Origin of the sequence: Methylosinus sp. sav-2 (genome assembly GCF_004366495.1) — a bacterium.
Taxonomy (GTDB): Bacteria; Pseudomonadota; Alphaproteobacteria; order Rhizobiales; family Beijerinckiaceae; genus Methylosinus.
This window is the reverse complement of the sequence record NZ_SOEJ01000009.1, coordinates 29,877-55,152: the sequence shown is the minus strand read 5'-3', so window position 1 is coordinate 55,152 and position 25,276 is coordinate 29,877. Positions and strand designations below refer to the sequence as shown.

21 protein-coding genes are annotated in these 25,276 nt (G+C 64.9%); 10 read left to right on the top strand and 11 right to left on the bottom strand.

The annotated features are described in order from the left end of the window. Positions 1–2: 2 nt before the first annotated feature. Complete coding sequence (locus tag EDE12_RS15020) at positions 3–872, bottom strand: hypothetical protein (RefSeq protein WP_026599076.1); 870 nt, start codon at positions 870–872, stop codon at positions 3–5. Positions 873–1,200: 328 nt separating this feature from the next. Here EDE12_RS15020 and EDE12_RS15015 point away from each other — a divergent pair, with 328 nt between their 5' ends. The 3 genes from EDE12_RS15015 (at position 1,201) to EDE12_RS15005 (ending at position 6,450) form a co-directional block, all read left to right on the top strand. Further along, complete coding sequence (locus EDE12_RS15015; protein WP_084768551.1) at positions 1,201–2,820, top strand: PepSY domain-containing protein; 1,620 nt, start codon at positions 1,201–1,203, stop codon at positions 2,818–2,820. Between the two features lie 405 nt (positions 2,821–3,225). Then, positions 3,226–5,667: a TonB-dependent receptor gene (locus EDE12_RS15010; protein ID WP_245275860.1), complete on the top strand. Its 2,442-nt coding sequence runs from the start codon at positions 3,226–3,228 to the stop codon at positions 5,665–5,667. Between the two features lie 27 nt (positions 5,668–5,694). Continuing rightward, positions 5,695–6,450, top strand: coding sequence for an outer membrane beta-barrel protein (locus tag EDE12_RS15005; RefSeq protein WP_134188147.1), 756 nt, complete (start codon positions 5,695–5,697; stop codon positions 6,448–6,450). A 43-nt stretch (positions 6,451–6,493) separates the two neighbouring features. On the opposite strand, the gene EDE12_RS15000 is transcribed toward EDE12_RS15005, so the two are convergent. After that, positions 6,494–7,135, bottom strand: a complete 642-nt coding sequence (locus EDE12_RS15000) for a LysE family translocator (RefSeq protein WP_026599073.1) — start codon at positions 7,133–7,135, stop codon at positions 6,494–6,496. A 311-nt stretch (positions 7,136–7,446) separates the two neighbouring features. Between EDE12_RS15000 and petA the strand changes: the two genes are divergently transcribed. From petA to EDE12_RS14985, 3 genes are read left to right on the top strand one after another with little or no spacing between them, the layout of a single operon-like run. Then, the gene (petA, locus tag EDE12_RS14995) at positions 7,447–7,965 is read left to right on the top strand and encodes a ubiquinol-cytochrome c reductase iron-sulfur subunit (RefSeq protein ID WP_026599072.1); all 519 of its coding nucleotides are present in this window, start codon (positions 7,447–7,449) and stop codon (positions 7,963–7,965) included. 40 nt (positions 7,966–8,005) lie between these two features. Beyond that, entirely contained in the window at positions 8,006–9,253 is a 1,248-nt protein-coding gene (locus tag EDE12_RS14990; protein WP_026599071.1) for a cytochrome b/b6, read from the top strand. A 22-nt stretch (positions 9,254–9,275) separates the two neighbouring features. Continuing rightward, a complete protein-coding gene (locus EDE12_RS14985; protein WP_245275785.1) occupies positions 9,276–10,112 on the top strand; it encodes a cytochrome c1 in 837 nt (278 codons plus the stop codon). Between the two features lie 40 nt (positions 10,113–10,152). Here EDE12_RS14985 and EDE12_RS14980 read toward each other — a convergent pair whose 3' ends face one another. After that, positions 10,153–10,779: a MarC family protein gene (locus tag EDE12_RS14980; protein ID WP_026599069.1), complete on the bottom strand. Its 627-nt coding sequence runs from the start codon at positions 10,777–10,779 to the stop codon at positions 10,153–10,155. A gap of 93 nt (positions 10,780–10,872) precedes the next feature. Next, the gene (locus EDE12_RS14975) at positions 10,873–12,516 is read right to left on the bottom strand and encodes a hypothetical protein (RefSeq protein ID WP_026599068.1); all 1,644 of its coding nucleotides are present in this window, start codon (positions 12,514–12,516) and stop codon (positions 10,873–10,875) included. Positions 12,517–12,705: 189 nt separating this feature from the next. Here EDE12_RS14975 and EDE12_RS14970 point away from each other — a divergent pair, with 189 nt between their 5' ends. Beyond that, positions 12,706–14,133 (top strand): MBOAT family O-acyltransferase, encoded by a 1,428-nt coding sequence (locus EDE12_RS14970; protein WP_026599067.1) that lies wholly within the window; start codon positions 12,706–12,708, stop codon positions 14,131–14,133. Between the two features lie 2 nt (positions 14,134–14,135). Continuing rightward, the gene (locus tag EDE12_RS14965; RefSeq protein ID WP_024880635.1) at positions 14,136–15,353 is read left to right on the top strand and encodes an alginate O-acetyltransferase; all 1,218 of its coding nucleotides are present in this window, start codon (positions 14,136–14,138) and stop codon (positions 15,351–15,353) included. Positions 15,354–15,408: 55 nt separating this feature from the next. Here EDE12_RS14965 and EDE12_RS14960 read toward each other — a convergent pair whose 3' ends face one another. Continuing rightward, positions 15,409–16,203 carry an EcsC family protein gene (locus tag EDE12_RS14960; RefSeq protein ID WP_051592665.1) on the bottom strand — a complete coding sequence of 265 codons (795 nt, stop codon included), beginning with the start codon at positions 16,201–16,203 and terminating at the stop codon, positions 15,409–15,411. A 250-nt stretch (positions 16,204–16,453) separates the two neighbouring features. Here EDE12_RS14960 and EDE12_RS14955 point away from each other — a divergent pair, with 250 nt between their 5' ends. Then, a complete protein-coding gene (locus EDE12_RS14955; RefSeq protein WP_026599065.1) occupies positions 16,454–17,041 on the top strand; it encodes a DUF992 domain-containing protein in 588 nt (195 codons plus the stop codon). A gap of 36 nt (positions 17,042–17,077) precedes the next feature. Here EDE12_RS14955 and EDE12_RS14950 read toward each other — a convergent pair whose 3' ends face one another. The 3 genes from EDE12_RS14950 to EDE12_RS14940 are packed head-to-tail and all read right to left on the bottom strand — an operon-like array spanning position 17,078 to position 18,984. After that, positions 17,078–17,806, bottom strand: coding sequence for an SDR family NAD(P)-dependent oxidoreductase (locus EDE12_RS14950; protein ID WP_024880632.1), 729 nt, complete (start codon positions 17,804–17,806; stop codon positions 17,078–17,080). Continuing rightward, the gene (locus EDE12_RS14945; protein WP_026599064.1) at positions 17,803–18,354 is read right to left on the bottom strand and encodes a Uma2 family endonuclease; all 552 of its coding nucleotides are present in this window, start codon (positions 18,352–18,354) and stop codon (positions 17,803–17,805) included. Before EDE12_RS14945 ends, EDE12_RS14950 begins: the two co-directional genes overlap by 4 nt. Positions 18,355–18,360: 6 nt before the next feature. Further along, a complete protein-coding gene (locus EDE12_RS14940; protein WP_024880630.1) occupies positions 18,361–18,984 on the bottom strand; it encodes a DUF938 domain-containing protein in 624 nt (207 codons plus the stop codon). Positions 18,985–19,123: 139 nt separating this feature from the next. Here EDE12_RS14940 and EDE12_RS14935 point away from each other — a divergent pair, with 139 nt between their 5' ends. Continuing rightward, positions 19,124–22,264, top strand: a complete 3,141-nt coding sequence (locus EDE12_RS14935) for an autotransporter domain-containing protein (RefSeq protein WP_026599063.1) — start codon at positions 19,124–19,126, stop codon at positions 22,262–22,264. 159 nt (positions 22,265–22,423) lie between these two features. Here EDE12_RS14935 and purF read toward each other — a convergent pair whose 3' ends face one another. The 3 genes from purF to EDE12_RS14920 all read right to left on the bottom strand — a co-directional run bounded on the left by purF (position 22,424) and on the right by EDE12_RS14920 (position 25,259). Further along, positions 22,424–23,917 (bottom strand): amidophosphoribosyltransferase, encoded by a 1,494-nt coding sequence (gene purF, locus EDE12_RS14930; protein ID WP_051592512.1) that lies wholly within the window; start codon positions 23,915–23,917, stop codon positions 22,424–22,426. 39 nt (positions 23,918–23,956) lie between these two features. Continuing rightward, a complete protein-coding gene (locus EDE12_RS14925; protein WP_024880627.1) occupies positions 23,957–24,640 on the bottom strand; it encodes a CvpA family protein in 684 nt (227 codons plus the stop codon). A gap of 343 nt (positions 24,641–24,983) precedes the next feature. Further along, positions 24,984–25,259, bottom strand: coding sequence for a hypothetical protein (locus tag EDE12_RS14920; RefSeq protein WP_024880626.1), 276 nt, complete (start codon positions 25,257–25,259; stop codon positions 24,984–24,986). Between the last annotated feature and the right edge of the window lie 17 nt (positions 25,260–25,276).

Below are 25,276 nucleotides of genomic sequence, written 5' to 3'. Positions count from 1 at the left end.
CTTCACCGACCATGCGTGCCCGTCGCGGGGAGGTCTTCCTCGAGCGGCTCGATCGGCGCCGGCGCCTCGTGCTGCGGCGCGCGCCGCGGCCCGCCTTCCTGTTCGGCGCGGCGGAATTCCTCATATCCCTCGTAGATCGGCGCGAGCAGGCCGTTGCATTCCGAGCGCGACAATTTCGTCTTGTGCATGAGAATCTCGACGGTGCGCTCCAGCTCCTTTTGCAAATGCCGCAGCCGCATCGCTGTGACCGATTGCAGCTCCTCGAAGATGGAGAAGCTCAGCCGCTGCTTCTCCTCTTCTGAGAGCGAGGCGGTGTAATGCGTCTTGTGCATGAAGGACTGCGCCAGACGAAAGGCGGTGTTCATATTGCGGTCATCGACGCCGTCCTGCGGCGGCGCGCCGAGGAAAATGTGCTCGGCGATTCGCGGCGCGAGCGCGCGCATCGCATGCAGCGCATCCTTGTCGGCCGGCGTCGCGAGATCATTGATGAAATGGGCGACGCCTTTCTCCTGCTCGAATTGCACATCGGCGAGCCAGAGATCGGAGCCGGCGCGTCCAGAGCCGCGAAACAGCGAGACGCTGTGTGTGCGCAAGCCGCCGGTCGCCGAGATCAGCATGATGCCGGCGGCGCGCGTCGCCGTGCGGCGCCGTCCCGATGTGTCTGGATCGGTGGGGGCCATGCGCTTGCTCACGGCGCGGCGCATAGCGCGCGCGGCCTTCTCGGCGCGCAGGCGCTCGGCCTCTATGCGCTGCTGCTCGCGCAGCGCGGCGAGCGCCTGCTCGCGCGCCGCCATCGCCTCCGCATCGATCGTCGACGTCTCCGCCTTGCTCGGCTTCGTCTTGCGTCGCGTATGCGCGATATAGGTGCCCACGCCGCTCCTCCGCAGAGCGCTCGGCTCATCGATCGCGATCTCATGAAATGTCGCGAGCGTCCGAGGCGCAGGAGAAACGCTAGCGCCGAAGACGACGGCTTCGCGATTGTGGAGATTCCCCCTGTGGCGAACACGCAAGCCTGCGTGGGGAGGGGGCGGCCGGCGCGGCGGCGCTCGGCGTCCATCGCCCTGCGAAGGCGGGGAAAAGCGGATATATTCCTATTTACCTAGTCGTGTTTATCAATTAAATTTCGCGGCGATTTTTTCCTGATTTCGCCGTGGGCGGAACCGCCGCCGCGGCCATTCAGCGCGAGGCGGAGCGTCACGAATGTCGATCTTGCTCTTTCTGCACCGATGGGTGGGCGTCGTATTGGCGCTGTTCATGCTCGTCTGGTTCTCGACCGGATTTTCCATCGCCTTCATCGGCTCGCCGACAATCGATCGCGCGCAGCGGCTGGCGCATGCGCCGGCGCTTCTTCCGCAGGACGGCTGGCTCTCGCTGGGCGAGGCGCTGAGCGCCAGCGCTGCGGCCCGCGCGCAGGCCGTCAAGGCCGGTGGCGAGGCTGCCGGCGGCGGAATGGGGCATGGCGGTGGAACGGGAGGCGGAGGCCGTCACGCGCATGGCGGCGGCGCCAAGGCCGAGAGTGGCCTCGCCGACGCGCGGCTGCTGCGGCTGGGCGAGGAGCCGATCTGGCTCATCGAGGACGGCGCCGGCCGGCGCTTCGCCCTGTCGGCGACGAATGGCGCGCTGGTCGAGGTCGACCTGCAGGCGGCGGAACGAATCGCCCGCGACTGGCTCGGCGCGCCCTCGCTGCTCTATCTCGACACGGTGGATGCGGCCGTCGGCGTGCGCAACGCCGAGTCGCTGAAGCCGTTGCATCGATTCGCGACGGGCGACGCCGCGGGCACGCAGATCATCGTCTCGGCGCGCACGGGCGAGGTCGCGCAAGTATCGACGCGAGTCGAGCGCGCTTTCATCTACGCCGGCAATTGGCTGCATCTCTTCCGCTGGCTGGATGTGCTCGGCGCCGGCGATTATCGCCGCGACGCGCTCACCTATGTCGGATTTTTCGCCGCCATCGGCGCCTTCAGCGGCATCGTCATCGGCTGGATCAAATGGAAGCCGGGATTTTTCGGCCGTCCGACCTATGCGCGTGGACGCACGCAGCCCTATCGCGAGACTTGGCTGAAATATCATTTCTGGGCCGGACTCATCGGCGGGACTTTCGCTTTCTTCTGGGCGGCGAGCGGCTTTCTCTCCACCAATCCCGGGCAGATCTTCTCGCAGGCGACCGCGAGCCGCGAGGAGCTGGCGCGCTATCGCGGCGCCGCGCTTCCGCCGGCTTTCGTCGATTGGCGGCCTACAGCCGCGCTCGGTCTCGCCGCCGATATCGTCGAGCTGTCCTGGAGCCGCCTCGGCGAGGAGGCGCTGCTGCTCGCGCAATCGCGTGACGGCGCGCGCCGCGCCGTCGCTGTTCCGGGCGCCGTCGCCGGCCTCGGCGAGCAATCGCTTCTCGCCGCCGCGACTCGGCTGAAGGAGGGCGTCGCCATTGCCGGCGCCGAGACGCTCGCTGATTACGATTCCTATTATTTCGCCAATCATCGGCAGACGGCGCTCGACAAGCCCTTGCCCGTGCTGCGCGTCGATTTCGCCGACGCCGAGCATACGTCTCTCTATGTCGATCCGACAGACGGCCGCCTGCTCGCGAAATTCGACACGAGCCGGCGCGTCTATCGCTGGGTCTATTCGGCCGTGCATCATTGGGATTTCGGCTGGTTCCGCAATCATTGGCTCTGGTGGGGCTGGATGGGCGTCTGGGTCTCCTTCGGCGTCGCGCTGAGCGCCAGCGCCGTGGTGCTGGCATGGCGGCGCCTGCGGCGCTCCATTCCCGTCCTCCAGGCGGCGAGCGGCGAAAGGCGCGCCAGACGCGCTACGCAAACCGCCTGACAGGCGTCCGCTCCGGCCGGAACTCTCTATTTTCATCATAGGGTTGAGAGAAAAATACCCCGTCTCCGTGAGGAGGCGGGGCATTTTTTTTGCGCGCGCGCAATCTCCCTGTTGCAGTGGCGCCACAGGCGATGCGCGAAAGGCCGCCGCTCGCCGGGAAGGGTGAGCGAAGCTGTTGACGTCCCCTACGAAATCTACGTAGTCTATAGATATTATACGTAAGCGCGCCATGGGGGAGCGCTGCGTAGACCGTCGCCGCGGCTCCGCAAGGGGCCGCGTGCGACGGGACATGGGGAAACTGTGGTGATGTCGAGAGCGAGTGGAGCAAAGAGAGAGTCGCGTGCGAATTTGTTGCGCAGCGTCGGTTTCGCCTCATTGGCCGCGGCGGGCGTTCTGGCCTACGGAGTGGTTTTGGCCGGCCCTGCGGCCGCGCAATCGGCGCCTGCGCCGGCCGCCGACGCTGCGGTCGCCCAGGCCGACGCCGCCGCAGCCGCCAATGCGCAGGTCGACGATGTGACCGTCACCGCGCGACTGCGCGAGGAGAAAGCCCAGGACGTGCCGCTGCCGGTCAGCGTCGTCGGCAGAAAGACCGCCGAGCGCGAGCATATCGAGCGTCTGGGCGATTTCGCGCAGAAGGTGCCGAATTTCGTTCCTTATGTCACCAATCCGCGCACCTCCGCCATGGCGATCCGCGGCATTTCGGGCATTTCCGGCGGCGCCGACGGCTCGGAATCGGCGGTCGGCCTCATCGTCGACAATGTGTTCTACACGCATGTCGGCTTCCAATGGGCCGATTTCGTCGATCTGCAGAGCCTCGAGGTGGCGCGCGGCCCGCAGGGCACGCTGCTCGGCAAGAACACGACGGTCGGCGCCGTCGTCATTCACACACAGCTGCCGTCCTTCACGCCGGAGGCGAGCTTCGAGACCTCCTTCGCCAATCGCAGCCGCATCATCGAGAAGACGAATATCAGCGGGCCGATCATCGACGATAAGCTCGCCTATCGCGTCACCTTCTTCCTGGACAAGGGCGACGGCGCGATCAATGACGCGCTCACCGGCGCCGATCTGCTCAACAATAATCGTTGGGGCGTGCGCGGCCAGCTCTATTATGTCGGCGATAATTTCACCGATCGCCTGATCTTCGATCGCCTGCGCTCGGACGAGTACAACAATTACAGCGGCGTCATCGGCAATAGTTTCCCCGTATGGGCCAATGGCGCGGTCAACACGACCTATGCGCAAAATCTCGCGTCGCGTCTGCATTATCCGATGCTCGTCAATAGCCCTTATTCGCCGGTCATGTCGCGCCTAGGCAATCTCGACCAGCGCACGACGGGCGTCTCCAACGAGATCAATGTGCAGCTCGGCGAGCACACGCTCACGGCGATCTCCGCCTGGCGCGAGTTCATCCTGCATCCGCGCAACTCGCTCGGCAATAATTACACCCAGATCAGCGGCAACGCCTATGACGTGAAGGTCGATCAATATTCGCAGGAGGTTCGCCTCGCCTCGCCCAAGGATCAGACGCTCGAATGGCAAGTGGGCGTCTATAGTCTATACGAGACGGTGTCGTCCTATCAGCACACCGACTATGGCTATCAAGCGTCGCAATGGCTGCTCAATAATTTCAACGCGAATCCGGCGCTGCTCAACGGCACGTCGGAGCATACGGACGGCAAGGCGCGCACCTTCAGCCTCGCGGAATTCGGTCAGGCGACCTGGCACATAGATGAGCAATGGTCGCTGACCGCGGGTCTGCGCGACACGTTCGAGATCAGGGGCGGCTCGGATTTCGGCTGGGCGAGCGGCGTCTACACGGCGGCGCAGGCGGCGGCGATGCAGACCGCTTATGGCGCGACCTTCTTCGACACCGGCGGACAGAAGGCGACGCGCAACTCGCTTTCGGGCCTCATCAATCCGTCCTACAAATATAGCGAGAACATTCTCGTCTACGGCTCCGCCGCGCGTGGCGAGAAGTCGGGCGCCATCAATACCGGCGCGCTGCCGATCACCGACAGCAAGGGTAATTTCAAGGAATGGCAGCCGGTCGTCACCAAGCCGGAGGTGTCATGGGACTATGAGCTCGGAATCAAGACCAATTGGTTCGACAACAAGCTCACCTTGAACGGCAATCTCTATTGGAACGACATCTACGACTTCCAGTCGATCCTGGTGAACACCAGCATCGTCGATGTGACCGGCGTCCCGCTGCGCAAGACCTATCTCGGCAATATCGGCCATGTGCGTCTGCGCGGCTTCGAGTTCGACGGCCGTTGGAGTCCGGTCGAGCGGCTGTCGATCACTCTGTCCGGCGCGCTGACGGAAGCTCGCTATATCAACTATAAGAACGCCGCTCCGGCGCCGGATTGGACTTGGCCGACATCCGCCAACGTCAATGGCGTGTCAGCGCCGCTCTCCGTCGATCTCTCCGGACAGCGCATCACCGGCGGCGTCTCCGGCAACAGCCCCGTCGCGCCTTATTCGTTCAACATAGGCGCGAATTACGAACATCCGCTCGGCCGGATCTTCGAAGGGCTCGGCGGCGTCGCGGATGTCCCCGTCACCGCATTCGTCTATGGAAACCTCGCCTGGAAATACAAGACGCAGCTCTCGCAGCCGGGCTCGCTCTATTCGGTGTTCCAGCCTTCCTATTCCGTCGTCAATTTCGGCATCGGCCTGCGGACCGACGACGATCGCTACAGCCTGCATTTCTGGGCGAAGAATCTCTTCGACCAGCGATATGTCGTCGCGCAGACCATCGGCACGAGCACGGCGGCGCAGACGGTGACGTTCGGCGACAACGCCTTCCGCGCTTACGGGGCGACTTTGAAAGTCAAGCTCTACTGACAAGCAGAACGTATGAGGAGTTGGATTATGTCGAATTGGACGAAAAGCTTCCGCGCGATCGTCGCCCTCGCGGCGGCGATCACGGCGGGCGGGGCCGCTGCGGCGGACCTCCCGTCGACCAAGGCCGCGCCGGCCCCGCCGCCGGCGCCGGTCTTCAGCTGGCAGGGCGCCTATATCGGCGCCTATGCCGGCGCCCTTCTGGGCGAGGGGACCTTCACCTATTTCCGCGACACGCCTCAGCGCGGCTCGGGCTTCGTCGGCGGCGGCACGCTCGGCTATAATTGGCAATGGTCGCCGACCATCGTCCTCGGCCTCGAGGCCGATTTCGGCTATCGCGGCGCGATCAACGCCGAGACGGGCGGCTGGAACACGCCGAGCCCGACCGATACGGGCGTGTTCGGCACATTCCGCGGCCGCGTCGGCTACGCCTTCACGCCGAAATGGCTCGTTTATGGAACGGCGGGCTTCGCCTACGGGACGGATTTCGCGCCGACCGGCTTCACCTCTATCCTTCCGCTGACCGTCGGCCAGCTGAGCACGGGAACGACGGTGCGCGCCGGCTGGACCGCGGGCGCCGGCTTCGAATACGCTTGGTCGGACAAGATCTCGGTGAAGGGCGAATATCTCTACACGGAACTCGCCGATTCGGGCGTCAGCTATTCCACCAATTTCGGCGCCGTGCCGATCAATGTGAAGAGCGCCGGCCATATCGTGCGCGGCGGCCTCAATTATCACTTCACGACGCCGGCCGCTCCCACGGCCGCGCCGATCGTGACCAAATAAGTCCGCTCTCGCCGAGCCCGCGGCCTTTCTGGCCGTGGGCGCGTCAGCGAGAGGCTGCGGCGCCGCTCCATTCGGCGCCGAGCATGGCCAGCACAGACATGAGCAGCAGAACGCCGGCGAGACGCGAGAGATTGCGGCTCGCCGACGGCTCTGGCGTCCAGCGCCGGGCGCCAGAGCTCGCTGCATGGGCGAGCGCGGAATAGAGCGTCAGGCACAGAAAGCTCGTCGTCCAGCCATAGACGAGCGCATGCCGCCAGAACGGCCCGTCGGCGGCGTCGAAAAACTGCGGCAGGATCGCGAAATAGAACAAGAGCCCCTTGGGATTGAGCAGGCTGGTGCCGACGCCGGCCGAGAAGGCCGCCCAATCCGTGCGTCCGGGGCCGCGGCTCAGCGCCTCGAAGCCGCCGTCCGAGCGGATGAGCCGAAAGGCCAGCCAGGAGAGATAGGCGACGCCGATATATTTGAGGGCGAGAAACAGCGCCGGAAAGGCCGCGAAGACGAGCTGAAAGCCGGCCGCCACCAATAGAGTGAGCAGCGCATAGCCGAAGGCTATGCCGGCGGCGGAGAAGCGTCCCGCTCGCGCTCCCGAGGCCAGGGCGCGGCCGAGCACATAGAGCATGTCCGGCCCCGGAACTGCGATGAGGCTGACCACCGTCGCCACGAAAACCAGATAACGGCCGCTCACGTCCTCACGCGCCTCCTCAGAGTTCCCTGCATGAGCCCCGCCGCTGGCGCTCGCGTCAAGGGACGACGCCGGCGCGACGCTTCCGGCGGTTGACAAAATTTCCTAAGGGCCGTTTGTGGACAAGAGCGGCGTGCTGGGTCACTGATCCTCGAGGCGGCGGCAAGCGCGCAATTTGTCGCAGCGACGCGAAGGCCGCTTGCGGTCTCACGCCAAACTGCTCAAAACAAGCGCGCCCTTTGCGGATGGATTTGTTTCTATTCGCGTTGCCGAGGCAGGGGTCAGGGTCGAACTCGCGAGAGAGGTTCCAGAAAGTGAGCAATGCGACAAAGGCGGAGCCGAGCCGCCGGGATATTTTGTTCCTCGCCACAGGAGCGGCGGCGACGGTCGCAGCGGGCGCCGCCGTATGGCCGTTGATCGCGCAGATGAATCCGGATGCTTCGACGCTGGCGTTGGCCTCGACGGAGCTCGACATCTCGGCCATTCCCGAGGGGCAGATCGTCACCGTCAAATGGCGCGGCAAGCCGGTCTTCGTGCGGCACCGCACCAAGCAGGAGATCGAGGCCGCGCAGAACGTCCCGCTCGCCGAGCTCCCCGATCCGCAGGCCGATTCGGCGCGCGTGCAGAAGGCGGAGTGGCTGGTCGTCGTCGGCGTCTGCACCCATTTGGGCTGCATCCCCACCGGCCATGAGGGCGAGTTCCACGGATGGTTCTGCCCCTGCCACGGCTCCACCTACGACACCTCCGGCCGCATTCGCAGCGGTCCGGCTCCGAGCAATCTCGAAGTGCCCGATTACGCCTTCCTGAGCGACACCAAGATCAAGATCGGCTGATCGCGGCCCCGTCGCCGTCCCAACCTCCGAGACGACATTCATGACCGGACATTCGACTTACACGCCGAAGAGCGGCTTTGCGCGCTGGCTCGAGCGGCGCCTGCCGATCCTCGGCTTCATCCACGAATCCTTCGTCGCCTATCCCGTTCCGAAGAATCTCAACTATCTTTGGACCTTCGGCGCGATCCTTTCGTTCATGCTGGTCGCGCAGATCGTGACCGGCATCGTTCTGGCGATGCATTATACGCCGGAGACGACGCTCGCCTTCGATTCGATCGAGCACATCATGCGCGATGTGAATTGGGGCTGGGCGCTGCGCTATGCGCACGCCAATGGCGCCTCCATGTTCTTCCTCGCCGTCTATATCCACATCTTTCGCGGCATGTATTACGGCTCCTACAAGGAGCCGCGCGAGGTGCTGTGGATTCTCGGCGTCGTGATCTTCATGCTGATGATGGCGACCGGCTTCCTGGGCTATGTGCTGCCCTGGGGCCAGATGTCCTTCTGGGCGGCGACGGTGATCACCAATCTCTTCACCGCCATTCCCTATGTGGGCAATACCATCACCATCTGGCTGCTCGGCGGCTATTCGGTCGACAACGCCACGCTCAACCGCTTCTTCGCGCTGCATTATCTCCTGCCCTTCGTCATCGTGGCCATCGTCGGCCTGCATGTCTGGGCGCTGCATGTGACGGGGCAGAACAATCCGACCGGCGTCGAGGTGAAGGACATAAAGAAGGAGACCGTGCCCTTCACGCCCTATGCGACGCTGAAGGACGCCGTCGGCCTCGTGGTCTTCGTCGGGCTCTTCGCTTGGCTCACCTTCTTCGTGCCGAATTATACGGGCCATCCCGATAATTACATCGAGGCCAATCCGCTGGTGACGCCGCCGCATATCGTGCCGGAATGGTATTTCCTGCCCTTCTACGCGATCCTGCGCGCCATCCCCAACAAGCTCGTCGGCGTCATCGCGCTCTTCGCCTCTATCCTCATCGTGGCGGCGCTGCCCTGGCTCGACACTTCCAAAGTGCGCTCGGGCGTCTATCGTCCGGCCTTCAAGAAGTTCTACTGGGTCTTCGTCTTCGTGTCGGTCGGCCTCGGCTATCTCGGCGCGCAGCCGGCGGAGGGCGTCTATCTCATCGCCGCCCGCATATTGATGGCCTATTACTTCCTGCACTTCCTCGTCGTGCTGCCGCTGCTCGGCAAATATGAGCAGACCCTGCCGGAGCCGCGGTCGATCGCCGCCTCGCTCGGCGAGGCCGCTACGGAGGAGAAGCCCCATGCGTGACGCGCGACAGAGAGCATCGATCATGAAATCGATCATCATGGCGGCGGCCCTCGCCGGCGCGGCGAGCGCCGCTCTGGCCGAGGAGGGCGGCGCGCATTCGCAGCCCAAGCCGCCGCGGCAGGAATGGAGCTTCGCCGGCGCCTTCGGCCATTACGAAAATGCGCAGCTGCGCCGCGGCTACAAGGTCTATAAGGAGGTCTGCGCGAGCTGCCACTCGATCTCGCGGCTCGCCTTCCGCAATTTCGCCGAGAAGGGCGGGCCGGAGATCTCCGAGGCGGAGGCCAAGGCGCTGGCCGAGAGCTATAAGATCAAGGACGGCCCCAACGACGCCGGCGATTATTACGAGCGCCCCGGCCGGCTCAGCGACCGCGTCCCGCCGCCTTTCCCCAATGAGCAGGCGGCGCGGGCGGCGCTCAACGGCGCCTATCCGCCGGACATGTCGGTTCTCGCCAAGGCGCGCGGCTATTCGCGCGGCTTCCCGCTGTTCCTCGCCGACGCTTTGCCCGGCTTCTCCTATCAGGAGCATGGCGTCGATTATATCGTCGCTCTGCTCACCGGCTATGTGGATGCGCCGCAGGGCGTCGAGCTGGCGCCCGGCCAATATTACAACCTCTACATGCCCGGCCGCCGCACCGGCATGCCGCCGCCACTCTCGGACGGCGCCGTGACCTATGACGATGGAACGCCGCAGACGACGGCCCAATATGCGAAGGATGTCAGCGCTTTCCTGATGTGGGCCGCCGAGCCCCATCTCGAGGAGCGCAAGTCGATCGGCCTGAAGGTGGTCGGCTTCCTGATCGTCCTGTCCTTCCTGGTGTATTTCACCAAGCGCAAGATCTGGGCGAACGTCCACCATTGACGCGACACGGCGACGCGATCCCGAGAGATCGCGTCGCCGCTCACCCCTGCAGAAACGCCCGCGCGCCATCGGCGACGAATTGCACGGCGAGGGCGGCGAGCAGAACGCCCAGCAATCGCGTCAGCACGACATTGGCCGCCGTGCCGAAGAATTGCGCCACCTCTCCCGCGATCAGGCAGAAGACCAGACAAATCGCCATTATGGCGGCGATCACTGCGATCAGGCTCGCGATGAGCGTCACGCTGCCATGCGCGTCGCTGGCCAGCAGCACAGTCGCGGTGATGGCGCCGGGGCCGGCCATCAGCGGAATGGCCAGCGGATAGGCGGCGATATTGTGCACATGCTCGGCGAGCGCTTTTTCCGCCGCCTTGGAGTCGCGCTGTATGCGCACGCCGAAGACCATTTCGGAGGCGATCGAAAACAAAAGAAATCCGCCGGCGATGCGGAAGGCCGGAATGGAAATGCCCATGGCCCCGAGCAGCCGCTGGCCGATCAGCGCCGAGCCCGCCAGAATCGCGAGCGCATAAACACTGGCGCGAAAGGCGATTGCGCGTTTGGTCCGCGCTTCGAGGCCGGAGGTCGCGGCGACGAAGACGGGCGCGAGGCCGAGCGGCTCGACGACGACGAGCAGCGTCACAAAGGCCGAGACGAGATAGTCGAGATCCATCCCGGCCTCCGGTGGGCGAGCGTCGCGGAGGCAGATAGCGCCCCGCGGGCGAAGCGCCAGCCGCGCGTCACCGCTCGCGCCTGCCGAGGCCGCTCAGCCGATGCTCACCGCCATCTCCGCCGGCGGATCGAGAATGCTGCAGAGCTGGAGCAGCTGCTCTCTCGTCCAAGTCGTTTCGCCTTCGGTGCATCGGTAGAATTGGTTCACATGCGCGCCGCTGTAACCGAAGCAATAGCGCTCTTGATTTAAGTTTATGTAGCGTCGTCCGCCGGGCTGACTGCCGACATCGACGGTTCCGATGACGTTCTGCAACAGCAGGCCGACACTTTGTAGCGTGGCTCCCTCGTCGAAGAACCCAGTGCGCTCGGCGAGCGGCGCCTCCTTGTATTTTTTCGGGTCGAAACAAGCGTAGGTGTGGCGCGTCATAAAGTGGTGGAGGGCGTAGGTCCTGAAGCGCGGATGAAATCCATTGGGAAACTGCTTGCCATCATTGGCGGTCGATAGAGTCTCGAATTTGAACTTTTTCAGAAACGTCCAGGGCCAGCTCGTCTGATATTTGACGGCCCAAACGGCGAACTCGCTGTTGCGGGCGATGAATTTCGGAAGCTCGCTCTCGCTCCAATGATCCGCCATGAACTGAAAGACCTGCAGCGGCGCAACGCCCACGCCGTTCGATTGGCACCTCGAGACGATGCCGATGATTTTCTCGACCTTGAGCCGGTGCAGATTTTCCCAGAACGGCTCGCAGGCCGTCAATATCGTGGAAGCCGGAATAGTCGTCTGCTTGAACAGCACGTCCAAATGGGCGGAGGGAATCTTGACGAGCTTCGCCGCTTTGTCGGCCTCGCAGCACCAGAGCTTCGCATAGGCTTTGCGCTTGGCGGTGTCTTCCAACATCTTCCATTTCGGCAGCATAGCGAGCCAATGATCCGCATAGGCCCTGCAGGCGAGCGCATCGACGCCGGTCGTTCGATAGGAGAAGAAGCTGTCGACCGCGAGGAGGAAGCTCGATGCGTTGAACGGCTCCGCATGCGCGGCGTTGAAAAGAGCGATCTGATGGGTTTTCGTCTGCGGCAGCGCCGCCGGAAACAGGGCGACGGCGTTTTTCTCGAGGATGCGGCGCTGGACGCGCTGCTCGAGCGTTTTGAAATAGGTTTCGACGTCCTTTTCCGCTCTCACCGCCGCCTTCGCGGCGCGGCTTCTCTCGCCGATTTTCTTGTCGGCCGCATTTGTCACGGCCTCATTCGCCTCCTGATGCAGCTGCTGCAGCATTCCCACGAGCTGCTTCTCTAAGGCGGTCAGCTCGGCGATCGGGATCTGCCGCGCCGTGCAAGCCATGACCCCGCTGACGCCGAGGCTCTGCTGGCGCTGCGCGACCTGGTGGCTGCGGAAGGCGCGCTGTATCGTCACCGCCGCCTGTTCTCGCTTCGCCTTTTCCTGCTGCAGATCATTCAGCAGAGCGCTGTAGATCGTGCCGGAGGAATGCTTGGCGAATAGGGCGACCAGCCCTTCCGCGCCGTCCAATAGCTCGATCGCCGCATTCAGCTCCACGAGGCCGCCGGCAATGGCGCGCCGCAGGCGGCTCTGCATCTCGCGATCCTGCCGGTCGAGCAGCGTCTTATAATCTTCGGGTTCGTAGCCGGACTGCCACATTGCGAAGACGATGTGCATCATCGTCGCCAGACCCTTGTTGGTGAGCGAATGTTCTGAAACGACGTCGGCAATCCCCCGCGGCATGGTCCTCTCCTTCGAAATCCTCGGCCGATCTCGCCGAGCCGTTTCGATCCTAGGAGGAGGGGGCGCGACGCCGATGTGGCTTAAGTCACGAAGCGAGCGTGAGCTCGGCATTGGCGCGATGGATTGTTCGCGCCCCGCCACTCTGCTAAGACGCAGTCGTCATCGAGGGAAAGGGCCGCGGACGAGAGGATGCTCTTTTACGAACCGCTGTTCCTGTTTCTCTTCGCTCCCGCGGTCTATGGCCTCTATCTGCTCGTGGGCGGCAATCGCGGCGCGCGCCTCGCCATTCTGCTCGCGGCGAGCCTTTTCTTCTACGCCTGGAGCGAGCCGCTCTTCGTCTTCGTCGTGCTCGGCTCCGCTTTCGCCGATGTCTTCATCGCGCGCCGCATGGCGGCGCTTCCGCCCGAGCAAAAATCGCGCAAGCTCTGGCTCGCGCTCGGCGTCTCGGCCAATCTCGGCCTGCTCGTCTATTTCAAATATGCGGGCTTTCTCGTCGCCAATCTCGACGTGATCTTACGCGCGCTCACCATGCCGGGGCTCGCCTTCGCGTCGGTCGCTCTGCCGATCGGCGTCTCCTTCATCGTCTTCGAGAAGATCACCTTTCTCGTCGATGTGCATCGCGGCGTGACCGCGCCGGCGCAGAGCTTCTCGCTCTACGCTTTCTATGTGTTCTTCTTTCCCAAGCTCCTCGCCGGGCCGATCGTGAAATATCACGATATCGCCGAGCAATTGGCGCGATTCCGCCATGCGACGAGCGAGGATTTCACTGAGGGCTTCTCGCGCTTCATGCTCGGCGTCGGCAAGAAGCTGCTCATCGCCGACACGCTCGCCGGCGGCGCCGATCTCGTCTTCTCGCAAGACGCGTCGCGCATCGGCTTTCTCGACGCATGGGCTGGCGTGCTGTTCTTCACCTTCCAGATCTATTTCGATTTCTCCGGCTATTCCGACATGGCGATCGGCCTCGCGCGCATGTTCGGCTTTCGGCTGCAGGAGAATTTCGACATGCCCTATGTGGCGGCGAGCGTCAGCGAATTCTGGCGCCGATGGCACATGTCGCTCACCTCCTGGATTCGCGACTATCTCTACATTCCGCTCGGCGGCAATCGGCGCGGCGAAACGCGCACGCAGGTCAATCTCTGGCTCTGCTTCCTCGCCTCGGGCCTGTGGCACGGCGCGGCTTGGACCTATGTCGCCTGGGGCGCCTATAACGGTCTCTTCCTGGTGCTCGATCGGCTGTTCCTGCTCGATTGGCTGAAGCGCCGCCCGGTCTTCCTCGCCAATCTTCTGACTTTCGTCGTGGTGACGATCGGCTGGACCGTGTTTCGCGCTTCTTCCCTCGAGCAGGCGGGCGCCTTCTACCTCGCAATGGCGCGGCCTTTCGCGGGCGGCGCCGAGCCGATCGCTATTCCCGCCTATCATTTCGTCGTGCTCGCCATGGCGGCGGCGATCTGTGTTTCGCAGCGGCTCTATCTCTCCTTCGGCGACAGGCTCTCCTCGAGCCTGCTGGCGCAGCGTCACGCCTTTGCGCTCAACGCTTTTCTCGCGCTGCTCTTTGTCTGCGCCGTTGGCAAGGGGCTCGCCGATCCGTTCAAGCCCTTCATCTATTTCCGGTTCTGACGATGCGCCGCACGCTTCTGCATCGCTCGCCCATCTACGCCGCCGCCGGCGCCGTCCTATTCTTCTTTCTCGCGAGCCTTTGGAATTACGCGGTCGAGCGCGACTATCCGAAATTGCGGCTGCGCAGCGCAAATCCGCTCGCCGGCGTCGCCAAGCCGGCGCCGACGGAGGTTTCGCTCGCGAAAATCCTCTCCGGCGAGACGCAGAAGAGCTTCTCGGACAATCTCGCGCAATCGCTGCCGGTGTTTCCCTTCGCCGTGCGCGCGCGCAATCAGCTGCTCTATTCGCTGTTCGGCGCCTCGGGGGCGCCGGGCCTCGTCATCGGGCGCGACGCGCAATTGTTCGAGCGTTTCTATATCGACGAATTCTGCCGCCGCGGCGCGCCGCCGAGCGAGGCGACGCTGACGCGCTGGGCGCAGCGCGTCGCCGAGAACGAGGCCGCCGCCCATGCGCGCGGAAAAGGCTTCGCCTATGTGATCTCGCCGTCCAAGGCTTCGCAATATCCGCAATATTTTCCCGCCGGAATGAAATGTCCTGCGCAGGCGCGTGGAACCATCGACAAGCTCGCGCCCTATCGCGCGGCGCTAGAGGCGCGCGGGCTGCGCTTCGTCGATTCGTCGGCGCTGCTCGATGCGCGCAAAAAGGATTTCGACATCGACTTTTTCCCGCGTGGCGGCACGCATTGGAATCTGCTCGGCGCGGCGCTGGCGACGCGCGAGGCGACGCAACTCATCGGCGCGGACGCAGGCCTCGGCCGCTTCGATTTCGACTGGCGTCGCGACAATGTCGCTTTGGGAACGGATCGCGATCTGCTCGATCTGCTCAATCTTCTCTGGCCGGATCCGCATTATCCCGTCGCGACCATTCTGCGCGCGCCCGACGCGAAGGCGCAATGCGCGCGCGCGCCAAAGCTGCTCGCGCTCGGCGGCAGCTTCGTGCGCGAGATCATCGTCTCGCTCGCCGCGGCGCCTTGTCCGCCGCAGATCGATTATTGGTTCTCCATGCGGCTCGCCAATGATGACTTCGATCTCGTCCGCTATCACACCGCGCCCGGCGAGACCGGCAATGGCGAGCGGCGGCCGGCCGATCTCGCCGAGCTGCGCGCCAGCGCGGAAGAAGCCGACGCTATTTTGCTGGAGGAGAACGAGGCCAATATCGGCACGCTGAGCCAGGTGGAAAATCTCTGGCGCGCGCTGCATCCGGTCGAGGTGGCGAAGTAGCGAATAGCGAATAGCGAATAGTAAGAAGCTCTACTCGCTATTCGCTACTCGCCGATCAAGCGGACGCCGCGCGTCCGGCCATTCGCGCATATTCGCCGAAGACGATTTCGCGGCCATACGCGCGCTCCAATCGCCGCACGGTGAAATGGCCGCGCGCCAGTGATTGGAAATGCCGTGTGAAGGCGATATTGACCGCCGCGCCGCCGAGAGCGCCGAGTATGGGCGCCGCTTGCGCCGCGGCCTTTTGCGAGACGACGACGCCGAAGCGCGTCGAAATTTGCGCGATGAGCCGCGCCAGCACCGGCGCCGTCTCGTCGGCGACCGCGGTCGCGGCGACATAATGCGCGGCGTCGCTCACCGTTTTGGCGAGCAGGCCGCGAATGGCGAGATAGCCGCCCTCTAGGATATTGCCTTCCTCCGCATGGCCGCCGAGCGCGAAGACCTGCAGGCAGGCGATCGTCGATTCTGGATCGGCGAGGTTCTCGCCCTCGCTGCGGGCGATGTCGGCGATCGAGCGCAGCATGATCACGGTGGAGACCGGCAGCTCGATCGGCAGGCTGGCGAGGCCGATGGCGCCGCCGATCGCGCCGCTCGCCGCGGCGAGGCGCAGATGCAGCCGCGAGGCGTCGCGCGTCGGGGCGGCGGGATCGAGGCTCGAGATCGCGACGCGCAGGGCCGATTTTATGCCGCGGCGGGTCGCGCTCGCGGCCACTTCCTGCAGCGCCGTCGGAATGATGCGGCCGGCGAAGCCGATCTGCCGTCCGGCGAGCGCGGTGAGCCGCTCGGCGAAGCTCTCGCGCTCCAGAATTTCGACCGCTGCTTGCAGAGCGGCGCGGTCGGCCTCCGTCATCGGCCGCTCGATCACGACTGGAAGTGCCTGCGACACGCTTGTTTTTCCTCTCCGATCGCTCCCGCCCCGGTCGCTAAGATCGGATGAAAAAGCCTGCGCTGCAAGGGCGAGCGCGGCCCTGTGCGGGGACGCACTTTCAGAGGGCCTTCTCTGTCCTTATGTGACGGCGAAGCACAAGACGGGCTTTCGAAAGCGCCGCGCATGTTTTCCCGCAGAGGGCGGGGGGCGCGGCGACAATGGGGAGGTGACTATGACGGCTTATCTCAAGTCTCTGTTTCGTTTGGCGGCCGCGCCGATCGGCGTCGCGGCTCTGTTGGCGACGCTCGCGCCGGTCTCCGCCTCGGCGCATGGCCGCGCCGGCGTGCTGGAGTGCAAGCTCTCCGGCGACAAGGTCGCCATCGTCGTCGAGGAGCGGACGGTCGATTGCGTTTTCGAGGACGATAGCGGCGCGCGGCCGGTCCATTATGTCGGCAGCGTCACCAATGTCGGCGCGGTGATCGGCGTCGGCGGTCCGGGCGAACTCGCCTGGGGCGTGGTGGCGGCGAGCGGCGCAACGGGTCCCGGCGCTCTCGCCGGCGATTATGTCGGCGCGCATGGCTCTTTCGCGCTCGGCGTCGGCGGCGGCGGCTCGGTGCTCATCGGCGGCTCCAATGACACTGTGACGCTGCAGCCGATTTCAGTCGAGGCAAATACGGGCCTCATTCTCTCGGCTGGCGTCGGTCATCTCAGCCTGCGCTACGCGCCGGAGCCGGCCGGTCGCCACGGCCGCCATCACGGCCGTTTCTGCCACCGCCATCACCACCACCACCACCACCACCACCACCATCATCACTACTGAAGGTGAGGCGGAGCGGCGTGGGCGCCTTTCGGGCGCTCACGCGAAATCGATGATGCTGTCGGTCGGAAAGTCGTAGAGCTTGCCTGTCTCGGTCCAATCCGGGCGGCACAGAGCGACGAGCTTGGGCGCCAATTCCTCGGGCGTGCGCAGCGTCATCGGATCTTCGCCCGGCATTGCGGCGGCGCGCATCTGCGTGCGCAGCGGGCCGGGGTTGGCCAGCATCACTTTCACTTGCGAGGTGTTCTGCGTCTCGGCGGCGTAAGTGCGGCCGAGCGCGTTCAGCGCCGCCTTGGTGACGGCGTAAGGCCCCCAATAGGGCTTGATGCGATGCGCCGCGCCGGAGGTGACGAACACCGCGCGTCCGGCGTCGGACGAGCGCAAAAGAACGTCCATCGCGCGAATGAGCCGCCAATTGGCGGTGACATTCACGTCGAAGAGACGGCTCCATTGCGGCGGATCGACATGCGGCAGCGGCGTCACCGGGCCGAGCAGGCCGGCGTTGCCGACCAGAATGTCGAGCTTCTTCCAGCGTTCGTGAATGCAGGCGCCGAGCCGGTCGAGATTGTCGAACTCGGTGACGTCGAGCGGGACGATCGTCGCCTGACCGCCGAAGCCGACGATCTCGTCATAGAGGAATTCGAGCGCGCCTTGCCCGCGCGCCAGCGCGACGACATGCGCGCCCTCGCGCGCGAGAGCGACGGCGAGCGCGCGGCCTATGCCGCGCGAGGCGCCGGTGACGAGGGCGACGCGGCCTTCCAGAGTCATGCGAAAATATCCTTCAGCGCGAGGTCGAGGCCCGGCGGGTCGAGCCGGATCGACCCTTCGGTCACGGTCTCTTCTCGCAACGCCGCCGCGCCGTCACGGCGGCAATGCGTCACGGCGCGGCGGGCGAGATCGACGATGAGATAATGGGCGAGGCTCGCCACACGAAAATAGCCCGTCCGTTTCACGCTCTCGGCGGCTGCGTCGGAGGAGGGGCCGAGAATCGTGACGACGACGATGGGGGCGGGGGCCAGCATGTCTTCCGTGGCGACGGGAGCGCCGCAATTCACCAGAATGTCGGGCTCATAGACATTATGCGCATCCACCGCGACGCCCAGGCCGCCGACATAGGCCTCGCACGGCGCGCCGGCGCGGGCCAGAGCCTCGGCGATGGCGCGCCAGATCTTGCCCTTGGCCGCCACTTGCTCCGACGGCTCGCGCGGCATGGGGACGATCTCGCCATCGACGAGCTCATAACGGCCTTCCTCATGCCGTTCCGACCAGGCGAGGAAGTCCGCTATCGTCATCGGCTCGCGGGCGGGCGCTGTCATGAGCGCCTATCTAGCACGGAGCAGGCGAAACACGAGGGTCAGATTATTGGCCGGCATCTCCACGATGCGCGGCTCGGAAAACCCGTTTTTCTGCGCGCAGGCGATCACCGTCTCTATGTCGCGCACGCCCCAGGCGGGATTGTTGGCGCGCAGGCTGGCGTCGAACTCCTCATTGCTCGGCGCGGTATGGGCGCCGCCGCGCTTATAGGGGCCGTAGAGGCAGACTGGCGCGCCCTCCGGCAGCATCGCCGCCGCCGTGGCGAAGAGGCTCTCCGTCGACGCCCAAGGCGAGATATGGATCATGTTGATGCAGACGATCGCATCCGCCTGCGTGACCGGCCAAGGCTGCTGCGTCGCATCCAGCGCGAGCGGCGCGCGGAGATTGGGAAGCCCCATCGCTGCGACCCAGGCGGCGACGCTCTCCCGCGCTCTTTCGTCGCGGTCCGTGGGCTGAAACACGAGGCCCGGCAGATGCGCCGCGAAATGCGCGGAATGCTCGCCCGTGCCACTGGCGATCTCCAGCACGAGCCCTTCCGCCGGCAGCTCCTCGCGCAGCACGTCGAGGATCGGTCCGCGATTGCGCGCGGCGGCGGGGGCGTAGAGGCGTTTGTCGTCTGCTTCGGGCGTCATCGAGGGCCTTTCCGATCGCGTGCGAAGCAAGAGCGGGGCCGCGTTGTCTCGGCCGCGATGTCATCAGGCATACACGAAGGAGCAATAGGGGCAAGCGAACAGCAAAGTTCCAGCTAAGTTCATGAGGAGAGCCGCAAAAATGAAACGACGTCTCTTGGCCTCGGCGGCCTTCGCCGGCGCCTTCGGCATTGCGCCTAATGCCGCCATGGCGCAATCGGCGACCAATATCGCCAATGCCAATCTGCTCTCCGGGTTCAGCCTTCTCGGCAACACGCCGGCGGGCGTCACTGTTCTGAATCAAAATCTCGCCACCGCGATCAGCATCAACAATAATTCCTCCGCGGCGGTGCGGGCGCAGGCGATTTCCGACAATACGATCGCGGCCCTCGTCGGCTCCATGCAGAATGGCATGTCGGTGGCGGACGGCCTCGGCTCCAAGCTTTTCGCTGTTTTCGCGACCAAGGACTCCGTCGCGGCCAATTTCACCGCGACGAGCCTGTCGACGAATTTCTCCAGCCTCTTCACCCAGATCAACACGCTGATCACGGCGGGCGACTCGGCCTTCACCAAGAATTATTTCGCCAATGGCAGCACGGATGGCAATCCGGCGCATCAGGCGGTCGGCGTCTCGCTGCCGGCCGGCGGCCAGTTCAATGTCTATGACAAGGCCTATAATCCGCTGCCCGCCAACGCCAACACCGTGGGCGACAGCCGTCCGGCGCAGGTGGCGCCGACGCAGATTCAGACCTTCGTCGCCAATGACTATTTCGGCGTCAGCACGGATACGGCCAAGGCCGTCATTCCGACGCTGAAGAGCAACGCCTCCTTCCCGAGCGGCCACTCCACCTATGGCTTCACGTCGAGCCTGCTGCTCGCGATCATGGTTCCCGAGCGCTATCAGCAGCTCATCACGCGCGGAGCCGAATTCGGCAACAGCCGCATCGTGCTCGGCGCGCATTATCCGCTGGACGTCATCGGCGCGCGCATCCAGACCTATTATGATCTGGTGCAGATATTGAACGGCAATTCCGATTACGCCAATCGGACCGTGCCGGGCCTGCTCGGCGGGACCATCACCACGACCAGCGATTTCCCCGCGCTCTTTTCCGCGGCGCAGAGCGATCTTCGCGCGCTGCTGAGCACATGCTCCGGCGGCGTCGCCGCTTGCGCGACGACATCGGCGACGGATCGCTTCAGCAGCATTGCGACCGACAAGGCCAATTACACCTATTGGCTGACCTATGGCCTCTCGCCGGTCGGCGCCACCAATCTCGCGCCGGTCGTTCCCGTCGGCGCGGAAGTGCTGATCGCCAGCCGCTTTCCCTATCTCACCACGGCGCAGCTGCGCGACGTGCTGGCGACGACGGAGCTCGCCTCCGGCCAGCCGCTCGACGACGGCTCGGGCTATGCGCGGCTCAATCTCTTCGCCGCCGCGGATGGCTATGGCTCCTTCGGCTCGCAGGTCTCCGTGACGATGAATGCGGCGCTCGGCGGCTTCAACGCCCGGGATTCGTGGAACAACGACATTTCCGGCGTGGGCGGCCTCACATTGAATGGAACCGGCCGTCTGACGCTCACCGGAGCGGACACTTACACGGGGCCGACCATCGTCAATGGCGGCACGCTGGAAGTCGCCGGCTCGATCGTCTCGGCGAGCACGGTGAATGCGGGCGGCACGCTGGCCGGCGCCGGCACGGTCGGCAATGTGACGGTGAATTCGGGCGGAACGCTCGCGCCCGGCGCTGTGGACACGATCGGGACGCTGACCGTCAAAGGCGCGCTCGCCTTCCAGCCGGGCTCGATCTATTCGGTGCGCGCGACGCCGCTGCTCGCGGATCGGACCAATGTCACGGGGACGGCCGCGCTCAACGGCTCGGTGAATGTTCTCGCCGGCTCCGGCCTCTATCTGCCGAGCACGTCCTACACCATCCTCAACGCCCAGGGCGGCGTTACGGGGAGCTTCGCCAGCGTTGGAACCAATCTCGCCTTTCTGACGCCGCGGCTCGGCTATGACGCGAATAATGTCTATCTGAGCTTGAACCGCAATGATCTCGCCTTCGGCGCGGTGGCGGCGAGCGCCAATCAGCGCGCCGTGGCCAATGCGCTGACGGCGGCGAGCATTGGCCCCTATGGCGCAGCGGGCGCGAGCCTGTTCAACACGCTCTATCTGCAGACGGCGCAGGGCGCGCAAGCGAGCTTCGACACGCTGAGCGGCGCCGGCCTCGCGGGCGCGCAATCGACGGCGATCCATGTCGGCGCGCTGGCGAGCTCGGCGATCGCCGATCAGGCCGCCTTCTGGCGCTCCGGCGAGATGAGCGATGTAACCGGAATCACCTCGCGCGAGAGCGTCGCCGGCGCGCTCAACTATACCAAGCTCGAATCGCGCAAAGGCCCCATCGTCGTGAAGAGCCCGCCGGCTTTCACCCGCACATGGCGCGCCTGGGGCTCCTTCTTCGGCGGCGCGGTGGACACCTCGGCGGACGCCGGCCTCGGCGCGCCTTCCGCCAAGGCCAATTATTATGGCGGAATCATCGGTCTCGATTATCAGATCGATCCCGATTGGCTCATCGGCGTCGCGGCGGGCGGCAGCTCATCGAACTTCTCCGTCGCGTCGCAGCAGAGCAGCGGCGAGATCACCGCTTTCCACGGCGGCGTCTATACGAGCCGTCTCTTCGGCCGTTCCTATGTCGAATTGAGCGAGACATTCAGCGTCTTCCAGAATTCGACGACGCGCACGGCCGGCGGCTTCGGCTTCCTGCCCTATGACAAGCTCACCGCGGATTTCTCCTCGCGCGAATATCGCACGCGTGGCGAGATCGGCCATGGCTATGACATCGGCCGCGTGAAGCTGACGCCCTTCGCCGCGGCGGAGGTCGCCTTCTACGAATCCGACGCCTTCACCGAGAAGGGCCTCAATCCGGCGAGCCCGCTGGCGCTGACGAATAGAGGTCAATCGACGACCTCGCTGCCGACCTTCCTCGGCCTGCGCTTCTCCGACAGCTTCCGCCTCGACAATGGCTGGCGCGTCACGCCCACGGGCAGCGTCGCTTGGGTGCATGAGTTCTTCCCGCAGCGACGCATGACCAATACGCTGGTCGCGCTGCCGGGGGCGAGCTTTTCCGTCTTCGGTCCGCGGGAGGCCTATAATCTCGCGCAGATCAAGGCCGGCGCGCAGCTCTATCTCGAAGATCGGCTCGCGCTCTTCGTGGATTTCCAGGGCGAGTTTTCGGATCTGACGCGCAGCTATGGCGGCAAGGGCGGGCTGAAATACAGCTGGTGAATAATCGGCTGCGCCGCCCCCGAATTTCGGGGGCGGCGATTTGCGCCGCCGCAGGCGCGCATTCGCTCCGAGGATTCGTCATCTCTGAGTCGAGATCCGCGAAATCGCGCGTGACGAGCCGCGCGCTCGTCGCCAGCGCAATTCCGGCAATCTATGCGCTCAGCTCGCCTCCGCCAGCAGCGACAGCTGCGTCCTCACGCGCTCCTCCGTCACATCGGTGAGCGTCGTCGGATAATCGCCCGTGAAGCAATGGTCGGTGAATTGCGGCCGCACGGGATCGCGCTTCTCCTCGCCCATGGCGCGGTAGATGCCATCGATCGACAGAAAGGCCAGGCTGTCCGAGCCGATATATTGCCGCATCTCCTCGAGCGTATGCGTCGCGGCGAGCAGCTTCTCCTTCTGCGGCGTGTCGATCCCGTAATAATCGGGATTGGTGATCGGCGGCGAGGAGATGAGGAAATGCACCTCGCGCGCGCCGGCGTCGCGCATCATCTGCACGATCTTCACCGAGGTGGTGCCGCGCACGATCGAATCGTCGATCAGGATCACGCGCTTGCCGGAGACGACGGAGCGATTGGCGCTGTGCTTCAGGCGCACGCCGATCTCGCGCACGGTCTGCGTCGGCTGAATGAAGGTGCGGCCGACATAATGATTGCGGATGATGCCGAGCTCGAAGGGAATGCCCGACTCGCGCGCATAGCCGAGCGCCGCCGGCACGCCGGAATCCGGCACGGGCACGACGACATCCGCCTCGATCCTCCGCTCGCGGGCGAGCTCCGCGCCCATAGCTTTGCGCACCTCATAGACGGGCCGGCCGTGGACGATGGAATCGGGACGCGCGAAATAAATGTATTCGAAGATGCAGGGACGCATCGCCTGCGGCGGGAAAGGCTTGACGCTCTCCAGTCCTTCCTCGGAGATGATGACGACCTCGCCATTCTCGACGTCGCGGACGAAGCGGGCGCCGATGATGTCCAGCGCGCAGGTCTCCGAGGCGAGGATGTATTTGCCGTCCAGCTCGCCGATCACGAGCGGGCGAATGCCGAGCGGATCGCGCGCGCCGATTAGCTTTTTATTGGAGAGCACCACCAGCGCATAGGCGCCCTCTATGGAGCGCAACGCCTCGATGAAGCGCTCGACCAGCCGCGTCTTGCGGCTACGCGCCACGAGATGAAGAATCACCTCCGTGTCGGAGGTCGATTGGAAGATCGCGCCTTCCTCGATCAGATCGCGGCGCAGCGTATGGGCGTTTGTGAGATTGCCATTGTGGCCGATGGCGAAGCCGCCCGTGTTGAGCTCGGCGAACAGCGGTTGCACATTGCGCAGGATCGTCTCGCCGGTCGTGGCGTAGCGGACATGGCCGATCGCCGAATTGCCGGGCAGGCGCTTGATCGTGCTCTCATGCGAGAAATGATCGCCGACGAGGCCGAGGCGGCGCTCCGAGTTGAAGCGCTTGCCGTCGAAGGCGACGATGCCCGCCGCCTCCTGTCCGCGATGCTGCAGCGCATGCAGTCCGAGCGCGGTCAGAACCGTCGCCTCGGGATGATCGAATATGCCGAAGACCCCGCAATATTCGCGGAGCCGGTCGCCGTCGAGATCATCGTCCGACATGGAAGGACGCCCGCCGCCGCCGTCCAAGTCCGAACCGCTCATTCGCTTCTCTCCTCGGGCGTCTCGCCCACTCGCCCACGCTCAGCGCGCTTTTCGCCCGGAGACGAGGGCGTCCAGTTTCTGTTGCTCGTTCGCGCCATATGTGGCGACGGACGGATGATTTGTAAGATCGCCGCGCTTTTCGGGCGCGGTCTCGGCGTCGCTCTTGCCGGCGTCGCCGTCGGACTCGGCCGGCGGCTCTTCCGCGCCGACGCCCTTCTTCGTCTTGATCTTGGCGACCAACCCCTCGATGTCGTCGGGCAGATATTCCCGCAGCTTGTCGCCGGAGGCCTGCAGCACCGGCTTGGTGCGGGCGTTCTTGATCCACTCCGGCTGGCTCGCGTCCGGCACCAGCCAAGCATAGAACAGGAAGGCCACCACGGCGAGCAGCAAGCCGCGCGCCGCGCCGAAGAGGAAGCCCAGCGTGCGGTCCAGCGCGCCGATCTTGGAGTCGAGAATGACGTCCGAGAGCTTCACGGTGAACAAGGACACGACCACCAGCGTTGCGAAGAACACGACCGCCGCCGCCGCCAGCAGGGCGATATTATCCTTCGGCACATAGGGTTTCACATAAGGCACGAGCAACGGATGCAAGTAGTAGGCCGCCGCTGCGGCCGCCACCCAGGACAAAATGGCCAGCACCTCGCGCGTGAAGCCGCGCAGCAGCGCGAGCAGGCCCGAGACCAGCACCACTATGGTGACGGCGAGATCGAGATAGGACGGCATGTGCAAGGCCTCTCGTGTTTCGTCTGCTCTAGAGCGCGGTCGGGCGCTCTAACGTGAATCCCTTGGGTCGCGCTCGGCGCTCGGGCCGCGCTCCGAAAGGCGCAGCTGAAGCTCGAGGCCGGCGCGTTCGTCATCGCCGTCGGAATCTCGGCGCAGAGTATAAGGGAGCGGCCCAAATTCGTCACGTCCCGGCGCGGGCGGCGCTGTTTGTCCACAAGCGCGCGCGAACAGGCGCTACAAACCCCGCGATTGCGGCATTTGCGAGAAGCGCGCGCGGGCGGCATGGCCGCGAGAGGCGCGGCGAAGGCGGCGCGCGGAGGAAGCGGGGCGGCCGCATGGGCGCTCAGGCGGCGCGGCGAATCTCTCCCAGGGTGGAGGCGGCGATCATCAGCGCCATGCCGTGCAGGCGGGCCTCGTCGCGGCCCTGCCAGCGGCGCAAGATAACGCGGAAGAGCTCGTCCATCACCGTCTCGTCTATGGCCTCGAGCGAGCGCTCTTCTATATTGGCGCGGCGCGCGAGCAGAACGAGATCGTTGCGGGCGTCGCGCGCCATGAGCGGCTCGCCCTCGAGCAGGCTGCGCCACATGCGGCAATGCTGCCGTCCCAGAGCGTCCCACATCTGTCGACGTCCTCGAA